The organism is Mycobacterium shottsii, assembly GCF_010728525.1.
Lineage (GTDB): Bacteria > Actinomycetota > Actinomycetes > Mycobacteriales > Mycobacteriaceae > Mycobacterium > Mycobacterium marinum.
Genome location: NZ_AP022572.1, coordinates 5,197,053 through 5,218,102, shown reverse-complemented (window position 1 = coordinate 5,218,102; position 21,050 = coordinate 5,197,053). Strand labels below are relative to the sequence as shown.

The 21,050-nt window shown below is 66.3% G+C and carries 21 protein-coding genes and 6 pseudogenes; 17 read left to right on the top strand and 10 right to left on the bottom strand.

The window, feature by feature from the left end:
• Position 1: 1 nt before the first annotated feature.
• Together G6N41_RS24230 and G6N41_RS24225 are read left to right on the top strand one after the other, a co-directional pair.
• Positions 2–836, top strand: a pseudogene (locus G6N41_RS24230) (ribonuclease HII).
• Positions 837–840: 4 nt separating this feature from the next.
• The gene (locus G6N41_RS24225) at positions 841–1,146 is read left to right on the top strand and encodes a DUF2469 domain-containing protein (protein ID WP_012393608.1); all 306 of its coding nucleotides are present in this window, start codon (positions 841–843) and stop codon (positions 1,144–1,146) included.
• Between the two features lie 5 nt (positions 1,147–1,151).
• Here the strand turns inward: G6N41_RS24225 and G6N41_RS24220 are convergent, their stop codons facing one another.
• Together G6N41_RS24220 and G6N41_RS24215 are read right to left on the bottom strand one after the other, a co-directional pair.
• A complete protein-coding gene (locus G6N41_RS24220; RefSeq protein WP_198965890.1) occupies positions 1,152–1,937 on the bottom strand; it encodes a GAF and ANTAR domain-containing protein in 786 nt (261 codons plus the stop codon).
• A gap of 77 nt (positions 1,938–2,014) precedes the next feature.
• Positions 2,015–3,373, bottom strand: coding sequence for a WS/DGAT/MGAT family O-acyltransferase (locus tag G6N41_RS24215; protein WP_198967998.1), 1,359 nt, complete (start codon positions 3,371–3,373; stop codon positions 2,015–2,017).
• A 117-nt stretch (positions 3,374–3,490) separates the two neighbouring features.
• Between G6N41_RS24215 and G6N41_RS24210 the strand changes: the two genes are divergently transcribed.
• The 3 genes and pseudogenes from G6N41_RS24210 to G6N41_RS24200 all read left to right on the top strand — a co-directional run.
• Positions 3,491–4,471, top strand: coding sequence for an NAD-dependent epimerase/dehydratase family protein (locus G6N41_RS24210; protein ID WP_198965889.1), 981 nt, complete (start codon positions 3,491–3,493; stop codon positions 4,469–4,471).
• Positions 4,472–4,605: 134 nt separating this feature from the next.
• Complete coding sequence (fdhD, locus tag G6N41_RS24205; protein ID WP_020728262.1) at positions 4,606–5,427, top strand: formate dehydrogenase accessory sulfurtransferase FdhD; 822 nt, start codon at positions 4,606–4,608, stop codon at positions 5,425–5,427.
• A gap of 116 nt (positions 5,428–5,543) precedes the next feature.
• A pseudogene (locus G6N41_RS24200) lies at positions 5,544–5,618 on the top strand (YraN family protein); the annotation flags it as partial.
• 81 nt (positions 5,619–5,699) lie between these two features.
• On the opposite strand, the gene G6N41_RS24195 reads toward G6N41_RS24200, so the two are convergent.
• The 4 genes from G6N41_RS24195 to G6N41_RS24180 all read right to left on the bottom strand — a co-directional run bounded on the left by G6N41_RS24195 (position 5,700) and on the right by G6N41_RS24180 (position 6,959).
• The gene (locus tag G6N41_RS24195) at positions 5,700–6,248 is read right to left on the bottom strand and encodes a hypothetical protein (protein WP_231608476.1); all 549 of its coding nucleotides are present in this window, start codon (positions 6,246–6,248) and stop codon (positions 5,700–5,702) included.
• Positions 6,249–6,258: 10 nt separating this feature from the next.
• Positions 6,259–6,414, bottom strand: coding sequence for a hypothetical protein (locus tag G6N41_RS24190; RefSeq protein ID WP_198965232.1), 156 nt, complete (start codon positions 6,412–6,414; stop codon positions 6,259–6,261).
• The gene (locus tag G6N41_RS24185; protein WP_198965176.1) at positions 6,390–6,671 is read right to left on the bottom strand and encodes a hypothetical protein; all 282 of its coding nucleotides are present in this window, start codon (positions 6,669–6,671) and stop codon (positions 6,390–6,392) included. The genes G6N41_RS24190 and G6N41_RS24185 overlap by 25 nt, the downstream gene beginning before the upstream one ends.
• Positions 6,672–6,743: 72 nt before the next feature.
• Positions 6,744–6,959, bottom strand: a complete 216-nt coding sequence (locus G6N41_RS24180; RefSeq protein WP_198968062.1) for a hypothetical protein — start codon at positions 6,957–6,959, stop codon at positions 6,744–6,746.
• 104 nt (positions 6,960–7,063) lie between these two features.
• Here G6N41_RS24180 and G6N41_RS24175 point away from each other — a divergent pair.
• From G6N41_RS24175 to G6N41_RS24150, 7 genes and pseudogenes are all read left to right on the top strand, one after another.
• Positions 7,064–7,351 (top strand): annotated as a pseudogene (locus G6N41_RS24175) (YraN family protein); the annotation flags it as partial.
• On the top strand, positions 7,351–8,862 hold the full coding sequence (locus tag G6N41_RS24170) for a YifB family Mg chelatase-like AAA ATPase (RefSeq protein WP_198965888.1): 1,512 nt from the start codon (positions 7,351–7,353) through the stop codon (positions 8,860–8,862). The pseudogene G6N41_RS24175 and the gene G6N41_RS24170, both read left to right, overlap by 1 nt.
• Positions 8,859–10,034 (top strand): DNA-processing protein DprA, encoded by a 1,176-nt coding sequence (gene dprA, locus G6N41_RS24165; RefSeq protein WP_198965887.1) that lies wholly within the window; start codon positions 8,859–8,861, stop codon positions 10,032–10,034. Before G6N41_RS24170 ends, dprA begins: the two co-directional genes overlap by 4 nt.
• Positions 10,035–10,126: 92 nt before the next feature.
• Positions 10,127–10,386: pseudogene (locus G6N41_RS30190) on the top strand (siderophore-interacting protein); the annotation flags it as partial.
• 42 nt (positions 10,387–10,428) lie between these two features.
• Positions 10,429–10,914: a siderophore-interacting protein gene (locus tag G6N41_RS30185; RefSeq protein ID WP_407663846.1), complete on the top strand. Its 486-nt coding sequence runs from the start codon at positions 10,429–10,431 to the stop codon at positions 10,912–10,914.
• A 23-nt stretch (positions 10,915–10,937) separates the two neighbouring features.
• Positions 10,938–12,099 (top strand): annotated as a pseudogene (locus tag G6N41_RS24155) (alpha-hydroxy-acid oxidizing protein).
• A gap of 31 nt (positions 12,100–12,130) precedes the next feature.
• Positions 12,131–13,039 (top strand): tyrosine recombinase XerC, encoded by a 909-nt coding sequence (locus tag G6N41_RS24150; protein ID WP_020728268.1) that lies wholly within the window; start codon positions 12,131–12,133, stop codon positions 13,037–13,039.
• Positions 13,040–13,060: 21 nt separating this feature from the next.
• Here G6N41_RS24150 and G6N41_RS24145 read toward each other — a convergent pair whose 3' ends face one another.
• The gene (locus G6N41_RS24145; RefSeq protein ID WP_036455788.1) at positions 13,061–13,561 is read right to left on the bottom strand and encodes a M23 family metallopeptidase; all 501 of its coding nucleotides are present in this window, start codon (positions 13,559–13,561) and stop codon (positions 13,061–13,063) included.
• 310 nt (positions 13,562–13,871) lie between these two features.
• Between G6N41_RS24145 and rpsB the strand changes: the two genes are divergently transcribed.
• The 3 genes from rpsB to G6N41_RS24130 are packed head-to-tail and all read left to right on the top strand — an operon-like array spanning position 13,872 to position 16,958.
• On the top strand, positions 13,872–14,702 hold the full coding sequence (gene rpsB, locus G6N41_RS24140) for a 30S ribosomal protein S2 (RefSeq protein ID WP_012393618.1): 831 nt from the start codon (positions 13,872–13,874) through the stop codon (positions 14,700–14,702).
• Between the two features lies 1 nt (position 14,703).
• Positions 14,704–15,519 carry a translation elongation factor Ts gene (tsf, locus tag G6N41_RS24135; RefSeq protein ID WP_134427346.1) on the top strand — a complete coding sequence of 272 codons (816 nt, stop codon included), beginning with the start codon at positions 14,704–14,706 and terminating at the stop codon, positions 15,517–15,519.
• A 20-nt stretch (positions 15,520–15,539) separates the two neighbouring features.
• On the top strand, positions 15,540–16,958 hold the full coding sequence (locus tag G6N41_RS24130) for an amidase (RefSeq protein WP_198965886.1): 1,419 nt from the start codon (positions 15,540–15,542) through the stop codon (positions 16,956–16,958).
• 15 nt (positions 16,959–16,973) lie between these two features.
• Here G6N41_RS24130 and G6N41_RS24125 read toward each other — a convergent pair whose 3' ends face one another.
• Complete coding sequence (locus G6N41_RS24125) at positions 16,974–17,393, bottom strand: MarR family winged helix-turn-helix transcriptional regulator (RefSeq protein ID WP_198965885.1); 420 nt, start codon at positions 17,391–17,393, stop codon at positions 16,974–16,976.
• 337 nt (positions 17,394–17,730) lie between these two features.
• On the opposite strand from G6N41_RS24125, the gene G6N41_RS24120 reads away from it, so the two are divergent.
• Together G6N41_RS24120 and G6N41_RS24115 are read left to right on the top strand one after the other, a co-directional pair.
• Positions 17,731–18,213 (top strand): MPT63 family protein, encoded by a 483-nt coding sequence (locus G6N41_RS24120; RefSeq protein ID WP_020728272.1) that lies wholly within the window; start codon positions 17,731–17,733, stop codon positions 18,211–18,213.
• A gap of 118 nt (positions 18,214–18,331) precedes the next feature.
• The gene (locus G6N41_RS24115; RefSeq protein WP_198965884.1) at positions 18,332–19,282 is read left to right on the top strand and encodes a lysophospholipid acyltransferase family protein; all 951 of its coding nucleotides are present in this window, start codon (positions 18,332–18,334) and stop codon (positions 19,280–19,282) included.
• On the opposite strand, the gene G6N41_RS24110 is transcribed toward G6N41_RS24115, so the two are convergent.
• Entirely contained in the window at positions 19,283–20,083 is an 801-nt protein-coding gene (locus G6N41_RS24110; RefSeq protein ID WP_231608694.1) for a winged helix-turn-helix domain-containing protein, read from the bottom strand.
• A gap of 71 nt (positions 20,084–20,154) precedes the next feature.
• Positions 20,155–21,028: pseudogene (locus tag G6N41_RS24105) on the bottom strand (IS5 family transposase).
• Positions 21,029–21,050 lie beyond the last annotated feature (22 nt).

Sequence of the window (21,050 nt, the reverse complement as noted above, 5' to 3'; positions counted from 1 at the left end):
CGTGGCCACCACCTGGCCGCCACGAACCGTGATCCGCAAGTCTTCCGGACTGCGCACGCTGGAGTCCGCGCTGCAGCGCAGCGGTCTGGGACCGGTTGCCGGTGTGGATGAGGTGGGGCGAGGTGCGTGCGCGGGCCCGCTGGTGGTCGCCGCTTGTGCACTCGGGCCGAATCGCTACGAGAGCTTGGCCGCCCTCGACGATTCGAAAAAACTCACCGAAAAGACTCGGGAAAAGCTGTTCCCGTTGATCTGCCGCTATGCCCTGGCCTACCACGTGGTGTTCATTCCGTCCGTGGAGGTCGACCGTCGTGGTGTGCACGTGGCCAACATCGAAGGCATGCGGCGCGCGGTGGCCGGGCTGTCGGTGCGCCCCGGCTATGTGCTCAGCGACGGCTTTCGGGTCCCGGGATTGTCGGTGCCGTCGCTGCCGGTGATCGGTGGCGACGCGGCCGCCGCCTGCATTGCCGCGGCCAGCGTGCTGGCAAAGGTCAGCCGCGACCGGCTGATGGTGGCGATGGACACCCAGTACCCCGGATACGGATTCGCCGAGCACAAGGGCTACAGCACCCGCGCACACACACTGGCGCTGACCCAGCTAGGGCCCTGCCCCGAGCATCGTCGGTCGTTCATCAACGTTCGCCGAGTGGCCACCCGGTCCAACGGCGCCGCGACGGCCGAGTGCGAAGCGGACCCTCCCCAAGAGCGTGACGGAACCGGGTAGGGAAAGATGGGGCAAGATTTCCGACCGGGCGGCGATCGGCGCCGCCGGTGGCGCGCGGAGTCCTGCAGGGCCCCGAGTGGGAGATTTGGCAAATTGTTGGGAGAAGGACGTCTGAGCAGATGAGTGCAGAGGATCTCGAGAAGTACGAAACCGAGATGGAGCTCTCGCTGTACCGCGAATACAAGGACATCGTCGGCCAGTTCAGCTACGTCGTGGAAACCGAGCGACGCTTCTACCTGGCTAACAGTGTGGAGATGGTGCCGCGCAACGCCGATGGCGAGGTGTATTTCGAGCTACGACTGGCCGATGCCTGGGTATGGGACATGTACCGGCCGGCTCGGTTCGTCAAGCAGGTGCGGGTGGTCACCTTCAAGGACGTCAACATCGAAGAGGTGGAGAAGCCCGAGCTGAGGCTGCCCGAATAGTTCTCCTAGCCGCTGACGGTGGGGTTGACCGTGTCGTCGGTTTCGAGGGCTTCGGGGGGCAGCTGGCCACGGTTTTCGATGACGGTGCGGGCAACATCGGCGAGCTTGATATTGAGGCTCTGGGAATGGTGGCGGAGCAGGTCGAACGCCTCATCCTCGGTGAACCCATTCAGCAACATCAACATGCCGACGGCTTTTCCGATCTCGCGGTTGCTGAGCAGCCCGCGGCGCAGGCTGGCGGCATCCTCGCCGTGTGCGATGGCGTTGACCGCCACGCTCGCAAACGATGCCAGCACCGCCGCACGGCCGGCGGACTCGGTATCGAAACTGTTGGGGGTTTCGCTGAATAGGTTGAGTGCGGCGCCCTTGCGCTTGTCGACCAACAGCCGGAATCCCATGGCGCCGCGTACCGGTGTTTGGGCCAGAAGCGCGGCCGCAAACTTCGGCCATTGCGTCGGAGTGGTCAGGTCCGTTTCGATCTGCGGCGTTTCTTCCTCGATGGCGTCGATGCACGGGCCGTCGCCGGCTTTGCGCTCGAGTTCGTCGACGTGCTGGGCCAGCCGGTCGCTGGCGCCGACGGTGATGTAGCGGTCATCGGTGCGGACCAGCAAGCTGGCATGGTCACACCCCGGAACGATCAGGGTGGCGGCGATGCAGATCGCGGAGTACATCTCGGCGGGTTGGGCTCCCTGATAGATGATCTCGGAGAGGGCCGCAAAGACTGTCGCCGGGTCGGCGGTCGTCCCACCCGGTACCGAGTCCGGGTTGCTGTCCTTCGGTGTGGCCGTCACGTGTTCCCTCACTTCGGGTGGCAGGGGGGAGTCGCCCCCCAGTGCGCTGGCGTAGATTATCGGGCCTCGTCGGGCCCTCAAACTCCGACAGCGCGTTCCAACTCTTTCAGCGATGTCTCCAAGTGCCCGAGCATGCGCTGCAGGCGAGGCACGCTGCGCCGGCAACCGACGAGCCCGAAATCGAGATTGTCGGCGTTGTTGGTAACTGTAATGTTCATCGCCTGGCCGTCCAGGGCAATTGAGAGTGGATAGTTTCCGACCAGCCGCGCGCCCCGCCAATACAGCGGTTTGGGCGCGCCGGGCACATTCGAGATGACGATGTTGAACGGTGGCGGCGCGGTGGCCACGAAACCGGGAACCAGTCCGAACACCAAACCGCCGGTCAGTAAGCCCGACAACGCCAGCTGCTGGATGCGGGGAAGCTGAGCGAACACCTTCTTGTTGTCCGACATCGACTGGCTGATCACCTGGAGGCGTTTCATCGGGTCGTCGAGGTTGGTCGCGAGGTTGCACAGCAGGGTGCCAACCATGTTGCCGCCGCGATCGGCATCGCCTTCCTTGCGCAGACTCACCGGAACCATGGCGATCAGTGGGGCGTCGGGAAGTGCGTGTTGATCGATCAGGTAGGCGCGCAGCGCGCCGGCCGACATCGCCAGGACGACATCGTTGACGGTGACGTTTGCCGCGTTCTTCACCGCCTTGATGCGATCGAGGGACCAGGACTGGGCGGCCACCCGGCGTGCTCCACCGATCCGGACATTGAACGTTGTCTTTGGAGCTCTAAACGGCAGGGTCAGTTGCTGCTCGAGCAGCGCTGCGCGGGCCAGCGACAGCGCCGAGGGCGCCAGAGACGCTGTGGCGCCAACCGTCTCGGTGAGTAGCCGAAGCGGTGAGGATCTGTGCCCCGGGTTCGAGCGGCGCCGCGGTTTTAGTTCCCACGGCACCCGGATCTCGTCGTCATCCGGATCGGTGCTGAATGCGCGCTGCATCAGCTTCTGCGCGGAAACCCCATCCTGCAATGAATGGTGGAACTTGATGTAGACTGCGTAGCGCCCGTAGTTGAGTCCCTCCACCAGATGGGCTTCCCAGAGGGGCCGGTGCCTGTCGAGCAGGCTGCCATGCAGCCGAGAGGTCAGCTCGAGGAGCTCCCGTACCCGGCCTGGCCGGGGGAGAGCGGACCGGCGGAAGTGATAGTCGAGCTCCACGTCGTCGTCGAATGTCCACGCGAAGTTGGTCATCGCGGCCAAGAACGCGGGATGCTTGCGGAACATGGGCTGGACGTCGGTGCAGCCGAGCATGGCTTCATATGCCTCGGTGACGAAGTTCTCGTCGGCATTTTCGGGCGGCTGGAACAGCTGCAGGCCCCCCACATGCATCGGGTGTTCGCGCGATTCGCCGAGCAAGAACATGGAATCGGTGGGTGCGATCAGCTTCATCATTCGTCTCCCCGAACTCGAGCAACACCAACCGGGATAGCCGCGCGCAAGGCCCCGCACACATTGCGGGTTTTGGTCCTGCGTTTGGGCGCGGTCGCTGGCGGAAACCCATTCTAGGTGGGTGTTGCTGTCGCGGTTACCGGGCCGACTGGAGATATCGGCATCTCGGCGGTCACTGCGCTGGAGCGGGAGCCGGCCGTGGCGTCGATCGTCGGTATGGCGCGCCGGCCGTTTGACCCGGCCATCTACGGCTGGTCCAAGACCACCTATCAGCGGGGCAACATCTTGGATCGCGATGCGGTCGACGCGTTGGTCGCCTCGGCCGATGTGGTGGTCCACCTGGCGTTCATCAAGCTCGGATCGCGTGCCGAGAGCGCGCAGGTCAATCTGCAGGGCGCCCGCAACGTCTTCGAAGCCACCGTCGCGGCCCGCCGGCCACGACGCTTGGTCTACACGTCGTCGGTGGCGGCCTACGGCTACCACTCGGACAACCCGGCGGCCATCACCGAGGATGTACCCGCGCGTGGATCACCGGAGCACTATTACTCCGAGCAGAAGGCGCAAAGCGAGGCAGCGCTCGCCAAGATCACCGAGGACTCGTTGCTGCAGGTGTTCGTCCTGCGCCCGTGTATCGTCGCGGGCCCGCACGCCTACTCGTTGGCCGAGGCCATGCCATGCAGGCAGGTGCCCGCGCCGGTGCGCGCGCTGAGCCGGCTGGTGCCGATGCTGAAGCCGATCGTGCCGGATCCGGGTGTTCCGGTGCAGCTGGTGCATCACGACGACGTGGCAGCCGCGATAGCGTTGGCAGCGACCGCACCGGTGCCCGCGGGGGCCTACAACATCGCCGCTGACGGGGTCGTGACGATCACCGACATGGCCAGGGCGCTGGGCGGCCGTCCGGTCCGGGTCCCAGCGGCTGCCGCCTCGGTCGCATCCGCGGCGATTTCTCGATTTCCGCTGGTAACCCCGCTGCTCGAATGGCTTCATGCGGTTCGACAACCCGTGGTGATGGACACCGCCAAGGCGAAACGCGAACTCGGCTGGTCGCCGACGCACTCGTCAGCTGACACCTTGTCGGCGCTGGCTGCAGCGATATGACGGTGGCCGGCCGATCCGACGGGCGGTGCGCAATCGAGGTACGTTGAGGCCGTGTTCGGGTGTTCTGCGGTCCCTGCCGATGCCGTGGCCTGCTGCCGGTGCGATTCGGCGGCGGGGCCAATCGAAGCCGGTCAGTGGGCCACGTAACGGCGCGTCGGCGGGTCAAGCACCTCGCCGCCGGTGATGCGATCACCCGACCGGAAACCCTGGCCGTCGAGGAGCCGCTGGAGATCCGCGTCAATGGTGTGCCGATATCGGTCACCATGCGCACCCCCGGCTCGGATTTTGAGCTCGCGCGCGGTTTCCTGCTGACCGAAGGGGTGATCGCCCACCGTGACGATGTGCTGACGGTCCGCTATTGCGGCGGGCGCGGTGCCGATGGCGTCAACACCTACAACGTCTTGGACATCACGCTGGCGCCCGGGGTAAGCCCGCCGGGCCTCGATGTGACCCGCAACTTCTACACCACCTCGTCGTGCGGAGTCTGCGGCAAGGCGTCGCTGGACGCGGTGCGGCTGATCAGCCGATTTTCGCCCGGCGACGATCCGGCCACCATCACGGCCGGTGCGCTTGAGGCGATGCCCGGCCAACTCCGTAGTGGCCAAAAGGTTTTCGCGAGCACCGGCGGCCTGCACGCCGCGGCGTTGTTCAGCGCGGACGGCACAATGCACGTGATCCGCGAAGATATCGGCCGGCACAACGCGGCAGACAAGGTCATCGGCTGGGCCATCGAGCACGATCGGGTGCCGTTGGCGGGGGCGGTGTTGCTGGTCAGCGGTCGCGCATCGTTCGAGCTGACGCAGAAGGCGCTGATGGCCGGGATCCCGGTGCTGGCCGCGGTCTCCGCCCCGTCGTCGCTGGCGGTCTCGCTGGCCGAAGAATCCGGGATGACGCTGGTGGCGTTTCTGCGGGAAGACTCGATGAACGTCTACACGCGCCCTGACCGCATCGTCTGAATCCGCTGTCGGCCCGTTGTGGACGAGTGTGCGACTGTTGATAATCGGGCGGTTTTGCTTCCCTGACGCCCTCGGTCCGGCGGCCAGTGTCGGGGCCGGCGTGCAGGTTTGGGCGCATGAAGACGTTGACTCGCATGCAACTGGGAGCCCTGGTTGAGCAGCTGGCCGTGGAGCATCTGAGCGGTCAGGGCTACAGATCCGTGATGCATCAAGTCAAGATGCCTGCGAAACCTGGTTCATGCATCAGGTAAGGAATGCCCGCGAAATCGGGGTCAGGTGGTGGTCTTGCTTTTGATGCGGATGCCGGCTTTGAGGGCGGGTAGAGCGGCGGGTATGGCGGCGAGGTAGAGCTGTTCGGTCTTGTCTTTGGCGAGTCTGAGCAGGGCGGCTTGCAGGTCGGCGATCTGGTGGGCGATCGCGGCGGGGTTGAGGCTGTTGCGGTAGGTGAGCAGCTCTGTTTGTTGGGCCGCTGAGAGGACTCCGGCGGCCAGCAGCCGGTCCAGGGGGGTCTGGGGCTTGTCGTAGAGCCGGCGGCGGTGACCGTCGCGGCTGCAGCCGTAGCTGATGGGTTTGATGGTGGGGGTCAGGTAGTTGAGCCGGTCGTTGACCAGGTGCCACAGCCGGTTGAGCACGGCGCGTTCTTCGTCGGTGTCGTAGCGGTAGTAGAACCCGTAGCGACGCACGAGGTGGTTGTTTTTGGACTCGATGGTGGCCTGGTCGTTCTTCTTGTAGGGTCGTGAGCGGGTGAAGAAGATCTCCATGTCCGCGGCCCACTTGATGACCGCCTTATTGAGGAATTCGGTGCCGTTGTCGAAGTCCAAACCCGTTACCTTATAGGGATTTTAGTAATTCCGGTTTTGAGGGCGCCCAGGATGTGGGGTGGGCGTTGTTGCGCACCGTGCGGGTGAACACCCAGCCGATGTGCATGTCGGTGAGGTTGACCGTGCGGGCGAACTCACCTTTCAGTGTCGGGCCGCAGTGCGCCACGGTGTCGCCTTCGAAGAACCCCGGAGATTCTTCGGCCTCATCGCCTGCTTTGCAGATGGTGATCGAGGACCGCAGCAGCGGGAGGGTTTCGTCGTCGACACACCCGAGATCTGGTCGCGGGCCTTGGCGCCGCGCAGGTAGCGGTCGATCGTGGCGCTGCTCATCGCCAACAGCTCGGCACGCACCGCCGGGCCGTAACGGTCACGGCCGTCCACCAGTTCGCCGTGGCGTTCTAGAGCATCCAACTGAAGTGCCATGGAAGCGGCCAGGTACCGGCCGCACTGCCCGCCTGAGGCCGCCCACACCTTCTGCAACACCTTGAGCGCATCCTAGGAGTACTTCGGATTGCGTTGCCGGCGAGTCCGTTTGGCGACCTGCCGACCCGCTCCCGGCGGCGCGGCCGCCGCCCTCAACCGCCGCCGGGCGTTGTCACGCGACCAGCCGGTGACCGCCACCACCTGATCCAGAATCTGCCCCTTGTCCGCCTTCGGCGCCCCCACATACGCCCTGGCGAACTTCGCGGTGATCTCGGCCCGAGACGACATCGACAGCCCACTTCCCATGCCTGCTGAGGATCGACCGTTTCGCGGGCATTTTTACGTGATGCACCGAGGGCGCTTCACGGGCATTTCTCGTGATGCTTGCCGAGATCTTGACCCGAAACTGGCGGTGCCGCTACGGTGAACTCGATGTGATCGCCTGTGAACCTGCCACCCGCACCGTGGTGTTCGTTGAGGTCAAGACGCGCACCGGCGACGGGTACGGCGGGCTGGCCCAGGCGGTGACCGAAGGCAAGGTCCGCAGGCTGCGCCGCCTGGCCGGGTTGTGGCTGGCCGGTCAGGACCGCGGCTGGGCGGCCGTGCGCCTCGATGTCATCGGGGTGCGCATCGGGCGCGGAGCCAACCCCGAGATCACGCATCTGATGGGCGTGGGCTGATGGCGCTGGGGCGGGCGTTCTCGGTGGCGGTGTGCGGGCTGGACGGCGAGATCGTGGAAATCGAAGCCGACATCAGCTCGGGGCTGCCGGGAGTGCATCTGGTGGGTCTGCCCGACGCGGCGCTGCAGGAATCCCGCGACCGGGTTCGCGCGGCGGTCACCAACTGCGGCAACAGCTGGCCAATGGCCCGGCTGACGCTCGCACTGTCGCCGGCGACCCTGCCGAAAATGGGTTCGGTCTACGACATTGCCCTGGCCGCCGCGGTGTTGTCGGCGCAGCGAAAAAAGCCGTGGCAGCGTTTGGAAAAGACGCTGTTGTTGGGGGAGTTGTCGCTGGACGGCCGGGTCCGCGCGGTGCGTGGCGTGCTGCCGGCCGTGTTGGCCGCCAAACGCGATGGCTGGCCGGCCGTGGTGGTTCCGGCGGATAACTTGGCCGAGGCCAGCCTGGTGGATGGCATCGATGTCTGGGGTGTGCGCACCCTGGGACAACTGCAGGGCTGGCTGACGGGTGCTGCCGATTTGGACAGTCCCAGCGGGCCCGCGGCCACCAGCGAGGGGACCTCGGCCGACTTGGCCGATGTGCTCGGGCAGTCCCAAGCGCGTTTTGCGGTCGAGGTGGCGGCGGCCGGTGCGCACCATCTCATGCTGACCGGTCCGCCCGGGGTAGGCAAAACGATGCTGGCACAACGCCTTCCGGGTTTACTGCCGCCGCTGTCGCGCGGCGAGTCACTGGAGGTCACCGCGATCCACTCGGTGGCTGGTTTATTGTCGGGGGACACCCCGCTGATCACCCGGCCGCCGTTCGTGGCGCCGCACCACAGTTCCAGCGTCGTCGCGCTGGTGGGGGGCGGCACGGGCATGGCCCGCCCCGGCGCCGTCAGCCGGGCACATCGTGGGGTGTTGTTTCTCGACGAGTGCGCCGAGATCAGCGTCAGCGCCATGGAAGCGTTGCGAACTCCGTTGGAGGACGGGGAAATCCGCCTTGCCCGCCGCGACGGAGTTGCGTGTTACCCGGCCCGATTTCAGCTGGTGCTTGTCGCAAACCCGTGTCCATGCGCTCCATCGGACCCGCAAGACTGCATCTGTGCGACGGCTGTAAAGCGACGTTACCTCGGCAAACTGTCGGGGCCGTTGCTGGACGGGGTGGACCTGAGGGTGCAGATGCACCCGGTGCGGGCCGGAGCCTTCTCGGCGGTGGCGGGCGAGTCGACCTCGCAGGTTCGTGACCGGGTGGCCCAGGCCCGCAACGCGGCCGCCCAGCGGTGGCGGCCGCACGGCTTTCGCACCAATGCAGAAGTCAGCGGCCCCCTGCTGCGTCGGGAATTCCGGCTTGGCAACTCAGCGATGGTCCCGTTGCGCACGGCGCTGGATCGGGGGCTGCTCAGCATCCGCGGTGTCGATCGAACTCTGCGAGTCGCGTGGAGTTTGGCGGACTTGGCCGGCCGGGCGGCACCCGGCCTGGACGAGGTGTCGACCGCGCTGAGCTTTCGGCAGCCGGGAGCTTGCCGATGAGCGCGTCCGGCAGTGCCTTGCGGGCCTGGGGTTACCTGTCGCGCGTGGCGGAGCCGCCGTGTGCGGAATTGGCTGCCCTGGTGCAACGAGTCGGCCCGGTAGAGGCGGCCGAGCGGGTTCGGCGCGGCCAGGTCGATGGCGAGCTTGCCCGATTGACCCGGGCCAGATGCGAGATCGATCGGGCCGCAGCAGATCTCGAGCAACTCGCGCGCCGTGGCGGGCGCTTGATCACACCCGACGACGACGAGTGGCCGGTGGTGGCCTTCACGGCTTTTTCTGGTTCGGCGATCCGGGCGAAGGGAAACGGCGGAGCTCCGATGGCGTTGTGGGTGCAGGGTCCCGCCCGCCTTGACCAGGTGGTTCAGCGCGCGACCGCTCTCGTGGGAACCCGCGCCGCGACGGCCTATGGCGAGCACATGGCCGCGGATCTGGCCGCCGGCCTGGTCGAACGTGACGTTGCGGTCATCTCCGGCGGTGCCTACGGAATCGACGGAGCGGCCCATCGCGCAGCGCTCATTGCCGAGGGCACCACGGTGGCGGTACTGGCCGGTGGGATCGACATCCCTTATCCCACCGGGCATTCGGCCCTGCTCCATCGGATCGGCCAGCACGGCTTGCTGGTCACCGAATACCCGCCGGGTGTGCGGCCGGCCCGGCATCGGTTCCTCACCCGCAACCGGTTGGTGGCTGCTCTCGGTGGCGCCGCGGTCGTGGTCGAAGCGGGGCTACGTAGCGGTGCCGCCAACATCGCCGCGTGGGCTCGGGCGCTGGGGCGGATCGTGGCCGCGGTGCCCGGGCCGGCGACATCATCGGCTTCGGCGGGCTGCCATGTGCTGCTTCGCAACGGGGCGCAGCTGATCACCCGCGCCGATGAGATAGTCGAACTGGTCGGTCGAATCGGCGAATTGTCCCTCGAACAATCGCGGCCCACTTCCGTTTTGGACGGACTCAGCCAGTCCGAAAGTCAGGTCTATGAGGCATTGCCGGGTCGCGGCGCGATGAGCGTCGACGAGATCGCTGTCGCATCCGGGCTGGTGGCCGAACAGGTGATGGGGTGGTTGGCGATCCTCGAGGTGGCCGGACTGGCCGAGCGTGACGGCGGGCGGTGGCGCCTGGTGCGTGCCGGCCGCGCACGGACCGCGGCCGAGAGCGTGCGGGCGCGGCTCGTATAGTCGACTGGGGTCGGATCTGGACAGGAGGAGTAGTGGCGGGTCGACCTGTACACACCTTCGAAGTCGTGGGTACCCAACAACTCGCGCCCCACATGGTCCGGGTGCGAGTCGGCGGCAGCGGCTTCGACACATTCGTTCCCAGCGAATTCACCGACTCTTACGTCAAGCTGGTTTCGTCGCACATGACGTCGACGTGGCCACACTGCCTCGGCCGTTGACACTGGATAGCTTTTGCAGTCTTCCGCCCGAGAAGCAGCCCGCGGTGCGGACCCTGACCGTCCGTCGCGTCGATGCCGCGGCGCGCGAAATCGTGCTCGACGTCGTGGCGCATGGCGAACACGGGGTAGCCGGCCAGTGGGCGGCGGCCGCGCAACCTGGCGAGCTCGTCTACCTGATGGGACCTAGCGGCGCCTACAAGCCCGACCCGGAGGCCGACTGGCATCTGCTGGCCGGCGATGAATCCGCGCTGCCGGCCATCGCCGCTGCGCTGGAGGCGCTGCCCGCCGACGCTGTCGGCAAAGCGTTCATCGAGGTTGCCGGTCCCGACGACGAGATCGAATTGCGCGCGCCGGAGTCGGTCCAGATCAACTGGGTTTACCGAGGTGGTCGCGCCGATCTGGTTTCAGCGGATCGTGCCGGCGACCATGCGCCGCTGATCGAGGCCGTCAAGACCGCCCTGTGGCTTCCGGGTCAGGTGCACGTCTTCATCCACGGCGAGGCCCAGGCCGTCATGCACAACTTGCGCCCTTACATCCGCAAGGAGCGGGGCGTGGATGCGAAATGGGCGTCCTCAATCTCCGGTTACTGGCGGCGCGGGCGCACCGAGGAGACGTTCCGGCAATGGAAAAAGGAATTGGCGGAGGCAGAAGCGGGTAGCTGACCGCTGGCTGGCATTCTCATCGCATGGCATTCGGCGATTACCAGTACGAGATCTACTTCCAGGGGCTATCCGGGGTAGTGCCAGGGCTGCCGATGGCCTTCGCCGAACTGGAGTCCAGGGCCCAGATGGCGCTGCCGCCGTCGGTGTGGTCATACGTAGTCGGCGGGGCCGGCGACGAGCGCACCCAGCGCGCCAACTGTGAGGCCTTCGACCGGTGGGGTCTAATGCCGCGCATGTTCGTCGGTGCCGCAGAACGCGACCTGACCGTGGAGATGTTCGGACTGACCCTGCCCTCACCGATCTTCATGGCACCGATCGGCGTCATCGGACTGTGCGCCCAGGACGGCCACGGCTACCTGGCCACCGCGCGCGCGGCGGCCCGCACCGGAGTCCCGATGGTGGTCTCCACCCTGACAGCCGACCCCATGGAAGACGTGGCCGCCGAGTTCGGTGACACCCCCGGGTTCTTTCAGCTGTACACGCCGAAGGATCGCGAGCTGGCCGCCAGCCTGGTGCAGCGCGCCGAATCCGCGGGTTTCAAGGGCATCGTGGTCACCCTCGACACCTGGATCCCCGGCTGGCGGCCGCGTGACCTGAGCACCGCCAATTTTCCCCAACTACGCGGACACTGCCTGAGCAACTACACCAGCGACCCGGTGTTCTGCGCCGGCCTGCCCCGCCCCCCCGGAGGAAGACCCGCAGGGGACCGTGCTGCGCTGGGCCCAGCTCTTCGGAAACCCGCTGACCTGGAGCGATCTCGCCTGGCTGCGCGAACTCACCGATCTGCCACTCATCGTCAAGGGCATCTGCCATCCCGATGACGCCCGGCGCGCCAAGGACGGGGGCGTGGACGGCATCTACTACTCCACCCATGGCGGACGCCAGGCCAACGGCGGTCTTCCGGCCCTGGACTGTCTGCCGGGTGTGGTCGAGGCGGCCGACGGGCTGCCGGTGCTTTTCGACTCGGGGATTCGCAGTGGCGCCGACATCATCAAGGCGCTGGCGATGGGCGCGACGGCGGTCGGCATTGGGCGGCCCTACGCCTACGGATTGGCGCTGGGCGGCGTGGACGGCGTCGTGCATGTACTGCGCATGTTGCTCGCCGAAGCCGACCTGATCATGGCCGTCGACGGGTATCCCACGCGCAAAGATCTCACCCCGGACACATTGCGGCGCGTCAACTGAAACCCGCAGCGCTGTCTGCGACGGTGGGGGAGTGCCGGACAACAGCGAAGCGATTCTCGAGGAGTTCGACGAATACCTCGCACTGCAGTGCGGCCGCTCGGCCCACACTCGTCGCGCGTATCTGGGCGACCTGCGATCGCTGCTGGATTACCTCGCTGGCCGCGGCGCTGACCTGCGGGCACTGAGTCTGCCCGTGCTGCGGTCGTGGCTGGCTACCGCGGCGGGGGCCGGGGCGGCCCGAACGACGCTGGCCAGGCGCACCTCTGCGGTCAAGGCCTTCACCGCCTGGGCGGTGCGGCGCGGGCTGTTGGCCACCGACCCCGCGGCGCGGCTGCAGGTGCCCAAGGCGCATCGCACCCTGCCCGCCGTGCTGCGCCAGGACCAAGCGCTGGCGGCCATGACGGCGGCGAAGTCCGGTGCGCAGCAAGGGGATCCGCTGGCCTTGCGGGACCGCTTGATCGTCGAACTGCTGTATGCGACCGGGATCCGGGTGAGCGAACTGTGTGGTCTTGACATTGACGACGTCGACACCGGTCATCGGCTGGTGCGGGTGCTCGGGAAGGGCAACAAGCAGCGCACCGCGCCGTTTGGCCAACCCGCTGCCGAAGCGCTTCAGACCTGGCTGGCAGATGGACGTCCGGCACTGGCAACGGCGGAGTCCGGTCCGGCGCTGCTGCTCGGCGCCCGGGGCCGGCGCCTCGATGTGCGGCAAGCCCGCACGGTGGTTCATCAAACCGTCGCCGCGGTGGATGGGGCCCCCGACATGGGGCCGCACGGGTTGCGTCACAGCGCGGCCACCCATCTGCTTGAAGGTGGAGCCGACCTGAGGGTGGTCCAGGAGTTGCTCGGGCATTCCAGTTTGGCCACCACCCAGCTCTATACCCACGTGGCGGTCTCGCGACTGCGCGCCGTACACGATCAGGCCCATCCGCGGGCCTAGCCGGGCCCTCCGTCGGGGAGCTCAGCCCGTCACGGGCTTGAGCCGGATCGGGGTGGATTTCAGCAGGCCGAGCGGATCGACATAGTGGGCGTCCGACGCCGGCCCCCACATTGCGCCCCAATGCAGGCACGCCTTGGCTGGGCAGCCCGGGTGCCCAGCCACCAGGGTGCCTACCGCTGATCCCGCCGTCACGTGCTGGCCGGCTCGCACCGTCGGGCGCACCGGCTGGTAGCTGGTGCGCAAGCCGCCTGGATGGGCCAGCGAAACGACCGGCCGATCCGCCAAGGTTCCCGCATACACGACGGTCGCGTCACCGGCGGCAAAGATCGGCTCGCCGGGGACCCCGGCCAAGTCGACGCCGCGATGCCCGGGGCGCCAATTCGGTGTGGGTGCATCAAAACCACGCAACACGACCGCCGGCGGCCGCAACGGCCACTGCAACCGGGTGTCGTCGGCATGTGCCGCCGCCGCGCCCAGCAGCGACCAGGATGTCAACCAGGATGTCAACCAGGATGCAGCCATCACCACCCGTCGCACATGATCAGTTCAATGCGCCGACGGCGTCCCTGCCAGCCAAATTCGCGGATCTGTGCGCCACGGGGCCGCTGTGGAAAAACCGTCGCCGGCTTCGGTGTAAACTTCTCTACGCAGCTCGCAACCGCGGGCTGACTTCGCGCGTCTGCTCCGCGACCCGGTAGTTCAGGGATCCGCAACAGCATGCCGAGCGGTCCCGTAGCCGGAGTCTCCGGAGCGGGTTCGGCATCGCAGCAGGCGCCAGGGCCCCGGTTTCAGCCGATACCGGGCGAACAACCGACACAAGTAAGGCATCAGCATGGCTGTTGTAACCATGAAGCAGCTGCTTGACAGCGGCACCCACTTCGGGCACCAGACCCGTCGTTGGAATCCCAAGATGAAGCGGTTCATTTTCACCGACCGCAACGGCATCTACATCATCGACCTTCAGCAGACGCTGACCTTCATCGACAAGGCGTACGAGTTCGTCAAAGAGACCGTCGCCCACGGTGGAACCGTGCTGTTTGTCGGCACCAAGAAGCAGGCGCAGGAGTCCGTCGCCGCCGAAGCGACCCGCGTCGGCATGCCGTACGTGAACCAGCGCTGGCTGGGTGGCATGCTCACCAACTTCTCCACCGTGCACAAGCGGCTGCAGCGCCTCAAGGAGCTCGAGGCCATGGAGCAGACCGGTGGCTTCGAGGGCCGCACCAAGAAAGAGATCCTGGGCCTGACCCGGGAGAAGAACAAGCTCGAGCGCAGCCTCGGTGGTATTCGCGACATGGCCAAGGTGCCGTCGGCGATCTGGGTTGTCGACACGAACAAGGAGCACATCGCCGTCGGCGAGGCCCGCAAGCTGGGTATCCCGGTCATCGCGATCCTGGACACCAACTGCGACCCCGACGAGGTCGACTACCCGATCCCGGGCAACGACGACGCGATCCGCTCGGCCGCGCTGCTGACCAAGGTCATTGCCTCCGCGGTCGCCGAGGGCCTGCAGGCACGTGCCGGAGCGGGCCGCGGTGATGGCAAGCCTGTGGTCGAGGCCGCGGAGCCGCTGGCCGAATGGGAGCAGGAGCTGCTTGCCGGTGCCACTGCCGCCGCCCCGGCCGAAGGCGCTGTCGCAACCGAAACAACCCCCACGGAAGGCTGAAATGGCGAACTTCACCGCTGCCGATGTCAAGCGACTTCGGGAGCTGACCGGTGCTGGCATGCTCGCGTGTAAGAACGCGCTCGCCGAAAGCGACGGAGACTTCGACAAGGCCGTCGAGGCGCTGCGGATCAAGGGTGCCAAGGACGTCGGCAAGCGCGCCGAGCGTGCGACCGCCGAGGGTCTGGTTGCCGCCAAGGATGGCGCGCTCATCGAGCTGAACTGCGAGACGGACTTCGTCGCCAAGAATGCGGAGTTCCAGAAGCTTGCCGACGACATCGTCGCTGCGGCGGTGGCGTCGAAGGCCGCTGATGTTGACGCGCTCAAGGTGGCCAGCATCGGCGGTCAGACGGTCGAGGAGGCCATCGGGGCGCTCTCGGCCAAGATCGGCGAGAAGCTGGAACTGCGTCGCGTCGCGATCTTCGGCGGCACGGTCGAGACCTACCTGCACCGTCGGGCGGCTGACCTGCCGCCGGCGGTCGGGGTGCTGGTCGAGTACACCGGTGCCGGTGCCGAAGCGGCGCATGCGGTGGCACTGCAAATCGCCGCGCTCAAGGCGCGCTACCTCTCGCGCGAGGACGTGCCCGAAGACCTGGTGGCCAGCGAGCGCCGTATCGCCGAGGAGACCGCAAAGGAAGAGGGCAAGCCCGAGCAGGCGCTGCCCAAGATCGTCGAGGGCCGGCTCAACGGCTTCTTCAAGGACGCGGTGCTGCTCGAACAGCCCTCGGTGTCCGACAGCAAGAAGAGCGTCAAGGCTCTGCTCGACGACGCTGGTGTGACGGTCACGCAGTTCGTCCGGTTCGAGGTGGGCCAGGCCTAGCTTGGGCTACCGTTGACCGTATGGTCCGTGTCCACGCTTTCGGTGACGACGTCCTCGGTGACCTTGACGCTGTCGGCCTAGCCGATGCCATCCGGTCCGGCCAGTTTGGTGCGGTCGAGGTTGTCGAGGCCGCCGTCGCGCGGACCGAAGCGGTCAACGCCCGGCTCAACGGCGTAGCGCACGCCGATTTTGACCGGGCGCGAGACGCGGCTCAGCAGCACGGGCGCGGGTCGGGGCGCGGCTTCTTCGGCGGGGTGCCGAGTTATATCAAGGACAACGTCGACGTCAGTGGCCTGCCGACGATGCGGGGCACTGACGCGTGGGTGCCCCGTCGGGCCGGCACCGACAGCGAGATTGCCCGAGAACTGCTGTCTACCGGATTGATCGCGTTGGGTAAGACGCAGATGTCGGAGTTCGGCTTCTGCGCCGCGGCCGAGCATCCCCGGTTGGGCCCGGTCCGTAATCCGTGGAATACCGACCACACCGCGGGCGCCTCTTCGTCGGGATCGGGGGCGTTGGTGGCCGCGGGCGTGGTGCCGATCGCGCATGCCAACGACGGCGGGGGTTCGATCCGAATTCCGGCATCCTGTAACGGCCTCGTCGGGCTCAAGCCGTCGCGCGGTCGGCTGCCATTGAATTCGCAATTGCGCCGACTGCCACTGGTCATCGTCGCCAATGGTGTGCTGACCCGGTCGGTGCGTGACACCGCTGCCATCTACCGCGAGGTCGAGCGCAGCTGGCGGCCGAGTGGATTGCCACCCATCGGGGACGTCACCCGGCCCGGCACCGAGCGGCTCAAGATCGCGGTGGTGACTCGCTCGGTCGACGGTGAATGCGGCACCGAGATGCGGGAACTGACATTGAAGACCGCCGGGCTTCTCGAGGAACTTGGGCACCGGGTCGAATATGTCGAAGAGGTTCCGGTACCGGAGTCCTTGCCCGATGACTTCATCTTGTACTGGGGCTTCTTGGCCACCGCGCAGGTGCTTACCGGCCGCTATTCTTTCGGTAAGTCGTTCGATCGCAACCGGTTGGACAGTTTGACACTCGGGTTGGCTCGCCACGCCAACCGCAATGTGCACCGCTTACCCACGGCGGTGGCCCGGTTGCGTACGCTGCGGCGGCACACAGAGCGGTTCTTCCAACGCTATGACGTGGTACTCACGCCTACCCTCGCGGACCCGCCGCCGCAGGTCGGCTACCTTTCGCCCACTGACTACCACCAGGTCATCGAGCGGCTGCGCAAGTGGGTCACCTTTACCCCGTTGCAGAACGTCACCGGTGACCCGGCGATTTCGCTACCGCTGGCCCAATCCTCGGATGGGTTGCCGGTGGGCATGATACTCACGGCTGACATCGGCCGCGAAGCCCGCCTGCTCGAGCTGGCCTACGAATTGGAGGAAGCGCAGCCTTTCGCGCGCATCCACGTACCCGGGTGAATGTGGACGTGCTCGCTATTCGGTGCCCAGCATCTCCAGCATCCGTTTGAACTCACGCTGCTCAGCTGGGGTCAGCTTGGCCAGGATGCGGTCATCGGCGCCGCGCACGACGATCTCCGCGCCCTTCAACAGGGCCCGCCCGGGTGCGGTCAAGGTGGCCGGCAGGGCGCGACCGGAGGGCACTGATGCTGGGCGCGATACCGCGCCGAGCTCTTCCAATTTGCGCAGCACCGTGTTCATCGCCTGCGGTGTGACATTGGTGTGTCGGGCCAACTCGGCGCTGGACAGGCCGGGTGACGCCGAGAGTATGCGTAGACAGACGAATTCCGGCAACGTCAGCCCCAGGGGGTTCAGTGCGGTAGAAACCTCTGGCCGCAGCACCGCTGCGGCCCGGTAGAGCAGGAACCCTAGCGGGGCTTCTTCGGCTTGACCCATGTCAACCATCCTGACATATCGCGCGGAAGGCGGTCGCGAACCAGCACGGTTGATGGGCTTGCCCAGCAGCGCAAGACATCGCTGCGATGGGCTCGGGCAATAGCTTGGTTCAGCAAAGGCCGGCAATTGATGCCGCTGTAAGAGCTGATGCCAATGATGCTGCAGTGTCAAAGGAAACAAACTGAAAATGCACAGTCCCCGCAGCTAGATCGGTGTGGAAAAACAATTCACGGGTTATCGGTGTTTGGGTCCGGCGGCACCCGGAAACCCAGTGGAAAGCGGTTGGTCCCCATGGCGGGGCGGACTGCTTGAACGACACGAGAGAGAGGGGATAACCGTGGAGTTCGTTGCTACCACCATGAAGACGGCTGTGGGGGCTGCGGCCATTGCGGCGGCAAGCGTTTTCGGCGCAGCGTCAGCGTCGGCCGCGCCACCGACTATTCAAGGCTTCGGGACCAGCGAACGGCTCGTCGACGGGCCCATGGTCACCTCCTACACGGTCGGTAACCTGCAGCTCAGCGATGTCACAATTCCGGGCTACCTACCTCAGGGACAGCTCTACTCGGCCGACGTCACGGCTCGGTCCGTGACCGGAACGATCACCCCGCTGGTGTCGAGCTTCAACGCCCGCGCGGCCAACGGTGACACCTACGGAGTGGTCAACGAAGTCCCGGCACCCGGTGGCCTCAATCCCGCACCGATCCTTCAGGGCAACAGCCAAAGTGGCGTCCTGTACTTCGATGTGACCGGCCCACCGCCTAATGGCGTTGTGTACAACGACGGCGTGCAAGACGTTCTCATCTGGACCAGCAACGTCTGATTGCGCACCGCTAGCCGACATCCTCCCCGCGTCATCTGGCGCGGGGAGGGTTGTTTGGGCCGTCGAAATCCGTTCGAATGGCTGAGTCGTGGGTCTGGCGAACGGGTACTCCTTCGCCATGAGCGCAACCGACACGAGTGCAACCGACCCCAGGCCGGAACCGCTACGGCGACAAGCTCAGCGCCATGCCGAGCGGGCGAGAGTGGCGATGGATGACAAGCGTGAGCGCCGCGACGGCGGACTCAGCTGTTGGGTGGCGCAACGAGCGGGGCGGTGGGACCTAGATGGCCAAGACGAGGCCACCCTACAGCGGCAGAAGTTTTTCTGGAATCTGTTGGTCGACTACTGGTTTCGCATGGAGATCGACGGCTGGGAAAACATCCCGGATTCGCCGGCACTGCTGATCGGCATTCACTCGGGTGCTCCCTTTGTCTGGGATGCGTGGACGGTGGGACTGCAGTGGTGGCGGCGGTTCGGCCCGGAGCGTCCGCTGCACGGTACGGCTCACGATGCGCTGATGGCGATTCCGGGTATTGGGCGCTACTTCCGGTCTATGGGAGTGCTCCCCGCCGCTCCGGACGCGATCGCCACGGCGTTGGCCGAGGGCCGCGACGTGGCGTTGTGGCCGGGCGGCGAGGTGGATTCATTGCGTCCGTGGACCGAGCGCGACTGTGCCAACCTGGCCGGGCGCAAGGGATTCGTGAAGATGGCGATTCGTGCCGGAGTACCGATCGTGCCGATTGCGACCGTCGGCGGGGCGGACGCGATGCCGGTTCTGATCCGTGGGGACCGTCTGTCGCGGGTGCTACACCTTGACCGGCTGCTGCGCTTGAAGGTGTTCCCGCTGGCGATCTCACTGCCATGGGGGATCGCGCCAGCTGCCCTGCCCCAGCTGCCGTTGCCGGCCAAGATCCGCACCCGGTTCATGCCCGCGATCGATCTTGACCACGATCCCGACCTCACCGATGACGACGCGTACATCGACGACATCTACCACCAGGTTGAGGGCAGCATCCAACACGGGATGGACGCGTTGGCGCGCAAGCGCACTCTGCCCCTGTTCGGGTGATCAGCGGACGAGGACCTGTTCGGTCGGCACCGAAATGTCTTGCGGCTCTGGCCCCGAACCCGGGCTGAGTACGGGTTGTCGGGCGGTCCATCGGGGCAGCGGTGGCGTTACCGCCATATAGCCCACGCCCCGCACGGTATCGACCATCGATTCGTGGTCTGCTCCCAGCCTGGCGCGCAGTCGCCGCACATGAACGTCGACGGTGCGGGCCCGTCCGTTGCAGTCGTAGCCCCAGACTTCATGCATGAGCCGCGTGCGGGTGAAGGCTTGTCCGGCGTGGCGGACGAGAAAGTGGAACAGCCGAAATTCGGTGAGTGTCAGGCCTAGGGCTTCGCCGGCCATGGTGACCGTGCAACTGTCCGGGTGAATGGCGAGGTCGCCGAACTCCAGGGTGCCTTTGCGGGCCCGGCGGCGACGCGTGACCGCCAGCCGCAGCCGGGCTCGCAGCTCGGCCGCGCCGGCCGCCGCCAGCAAGACGTCGTCGAAGTGCCAATCGATGTCGATGTCGACGAAGTCGGCCGCGGCGACAACTGCAACCACCGCAACAGACGGCGCGTTGGCGGTCAGCCGCCGGCAGGCGCTGCGGGCAGTTGCCAGGTCGGAGCGCGCGTCGATCATCGCGACATCTGGGCCGGCCCAATCCGGTGGGCCGGCAGCGTCTAGCCGCGCGTGTTGTATTACCGATGCGAACGACTTCAACGTCGGCAGAGTCGATTCGAAGTCAGCGGCATTGCTGAGCAAGAGGACTCTCAAAAAACATCTCCCAACCCCTCGCGGGGTTCCGGCCACCCCGGTCCGCATGCATCTCCCGGGGAGATGTCTCACGGCGCAGCACTGGGTACCCCTTTTCGGCCGCAACTAGGTCCTGTCTGCTAATTGCGGACGCGGTGGTAGGTGATGATGGCGGCCAGGGTGACACCGCCGAGGTAGGTCAGGGCGTATTTGTCGTAGCAGGTGGCGACCGCGCGCCAGTGTTTGAGCCGGTTGAAGCTTCGCTCGACGGTGTTGCGGTGCTTGTAGATTCGGCCTGAGAACCCCGGAGGCCGTCCTCTGTTGCGGCCTTTGGCTTTGCGGCGGGTGATCTGGTCGCTGCGCTCGGGGATGGTATGGGCGATCTTGAGCCGGCGCAGCTGTGCCCGCGTCGAGTCATGGGAGTACGCCTTGTCCGCCAGCAGGTGATACGGGGCGTATGAGTTGCTGCACCGGGCGGCCAGCAGTGGCCAAAGCATCGGATTATCACCGGCTTGACCGGCCGACAGTGCCAGGGTGACCGGACTGCACAGCTGGTCGGTCAAGGCGTGGATCTTGGTAGTCAGCCCGCCGCGGGAACGCCCAATGGCGTGGTCATCGGGCTCATCGAGATATTTCTTGTAATTCGACAGATCCCCCTGTGCGGCGCCCGGAGCGCGCTCCGGCTGCGTGTTGGTGGGCGCGCACACTGGTCGAATCGACCGACAACAGTGCGCCCAGGTCGGCGTCCTCGGCGTCGAGGTCAGAGGCGATCGCCGCGAAGATCCGCGCGTAGATGCCATCGACCGACCAGCGTAGATGCCTCTCGGCCACCGATTGCCAGGGACCGAAGTGCTCGGGCAGGTCACACCACGGAGATCCCGTACGGTAACGCCAGATAATGCCCTCCAGAGTACGTCGATGATCGTTCCACGGCCGGCCACGCCGCCGCCCCGCAGGCAACACCGCCACGATCAGCGACCACAAATCATCAGAAATCGCATGCGTCCGCATCACCCAAACAGCATCAGCCAAAACA

Coding starts and splice junctions, on each gene's coding strand:
- G6N41_RS24145 (WP_036455788.1), bottom strand. CDS start 13,561: ATGGCTGCATCCTGGTTGACATCCTGGTTGACATCCTGGTCGCTGCTG.
- G6N41_RS24130 (WP_198965886.1), top strand. CDS start 15,540: ATGGTCCGTGTCCACGCTTTCGGTGACGACGTCCTCGGTGACCTTGAC.
- G6N41_RS24215 (WP_198967998.1), bottom strand. CDS start 3,373: ATGAAGCTGATCGCACCCACCGATTCCATGTTCTTGCTCGGCGAATCG.
- G6N41_RS30185 (WP_407663846.1), top strand. CDS start 10,429: ATGGGACCTAGCGGCGCCTACAAGCCCGACCCGGAGGCCGACTGGCAT.
- tsf (WP_134427346.1), top strand. CDS start 14,704: ATGGCGAACTTCACCGCTGCCGATGTCAAGCGACTTCGGGAGCTGACC.
- G6N41_RS24115 (WP_198965884.1), top strand. CDS start 18,332: ATGAGCGCAACCGACACGAGTGCAACCGACCCCAGGCCGGAACCGCTA.
- G6N41_RS24170 (WP_198965888.1), top strand. CDS start 7,351: ATGGCGCTGGGGCGGGCGTTCTCGGTGGCGGTGTGCGGGCTGGACGGC.
- G6N41_RS24125 (WP_198965885.1), bottom strand. CDS start 17,393: ATGGGTCAAGCCGAAGAAGCCCCGCTAGGGTTCCTGCTCTACCGGGCC.
- G6N41_RS24180 (WP_198968062.1), bottom strand. CDS start 6,959: ATGTCGTCTCGGGCCGAGATCACCGCGAAGTTCGCCAGGGCGTATGTG.
- G6N41_RS24185 (WP_198965176.1), bottom strand. CDS start 6,671: ATGGCACTTCAGTTGGATGCTCTAGAACGCCACGGCGAACTGGTGGAC.
- dprA (WP_198965887.1), top strand. CDS start 8,859: ATGAGCGCGTCCGGCAGTGCCTTGCGGGCCTGGGGTTACCTGTCGCGC.
- rpsB (WP_012393618.1), top strand. CDS start 13,872: ATGGCTGTTGTAACCATGAAGCAGCTGCTTGACAGCGGCACCCACTTC.
- G6N41_RS24225 (WP_012393608.1), top strand. CDS start 841: ATGAGTGCAGAGGATCTCGAGAAGTACGAAACCGAGATGGAGCTCTCG.
- G6N41_RS24110 (WP_231608694.1), bottom strand. CDS start 20,083: ATGCGGACCGGGGTGGCCGGAACCCCGCGAGGGGTTGGGAGATGTTTT.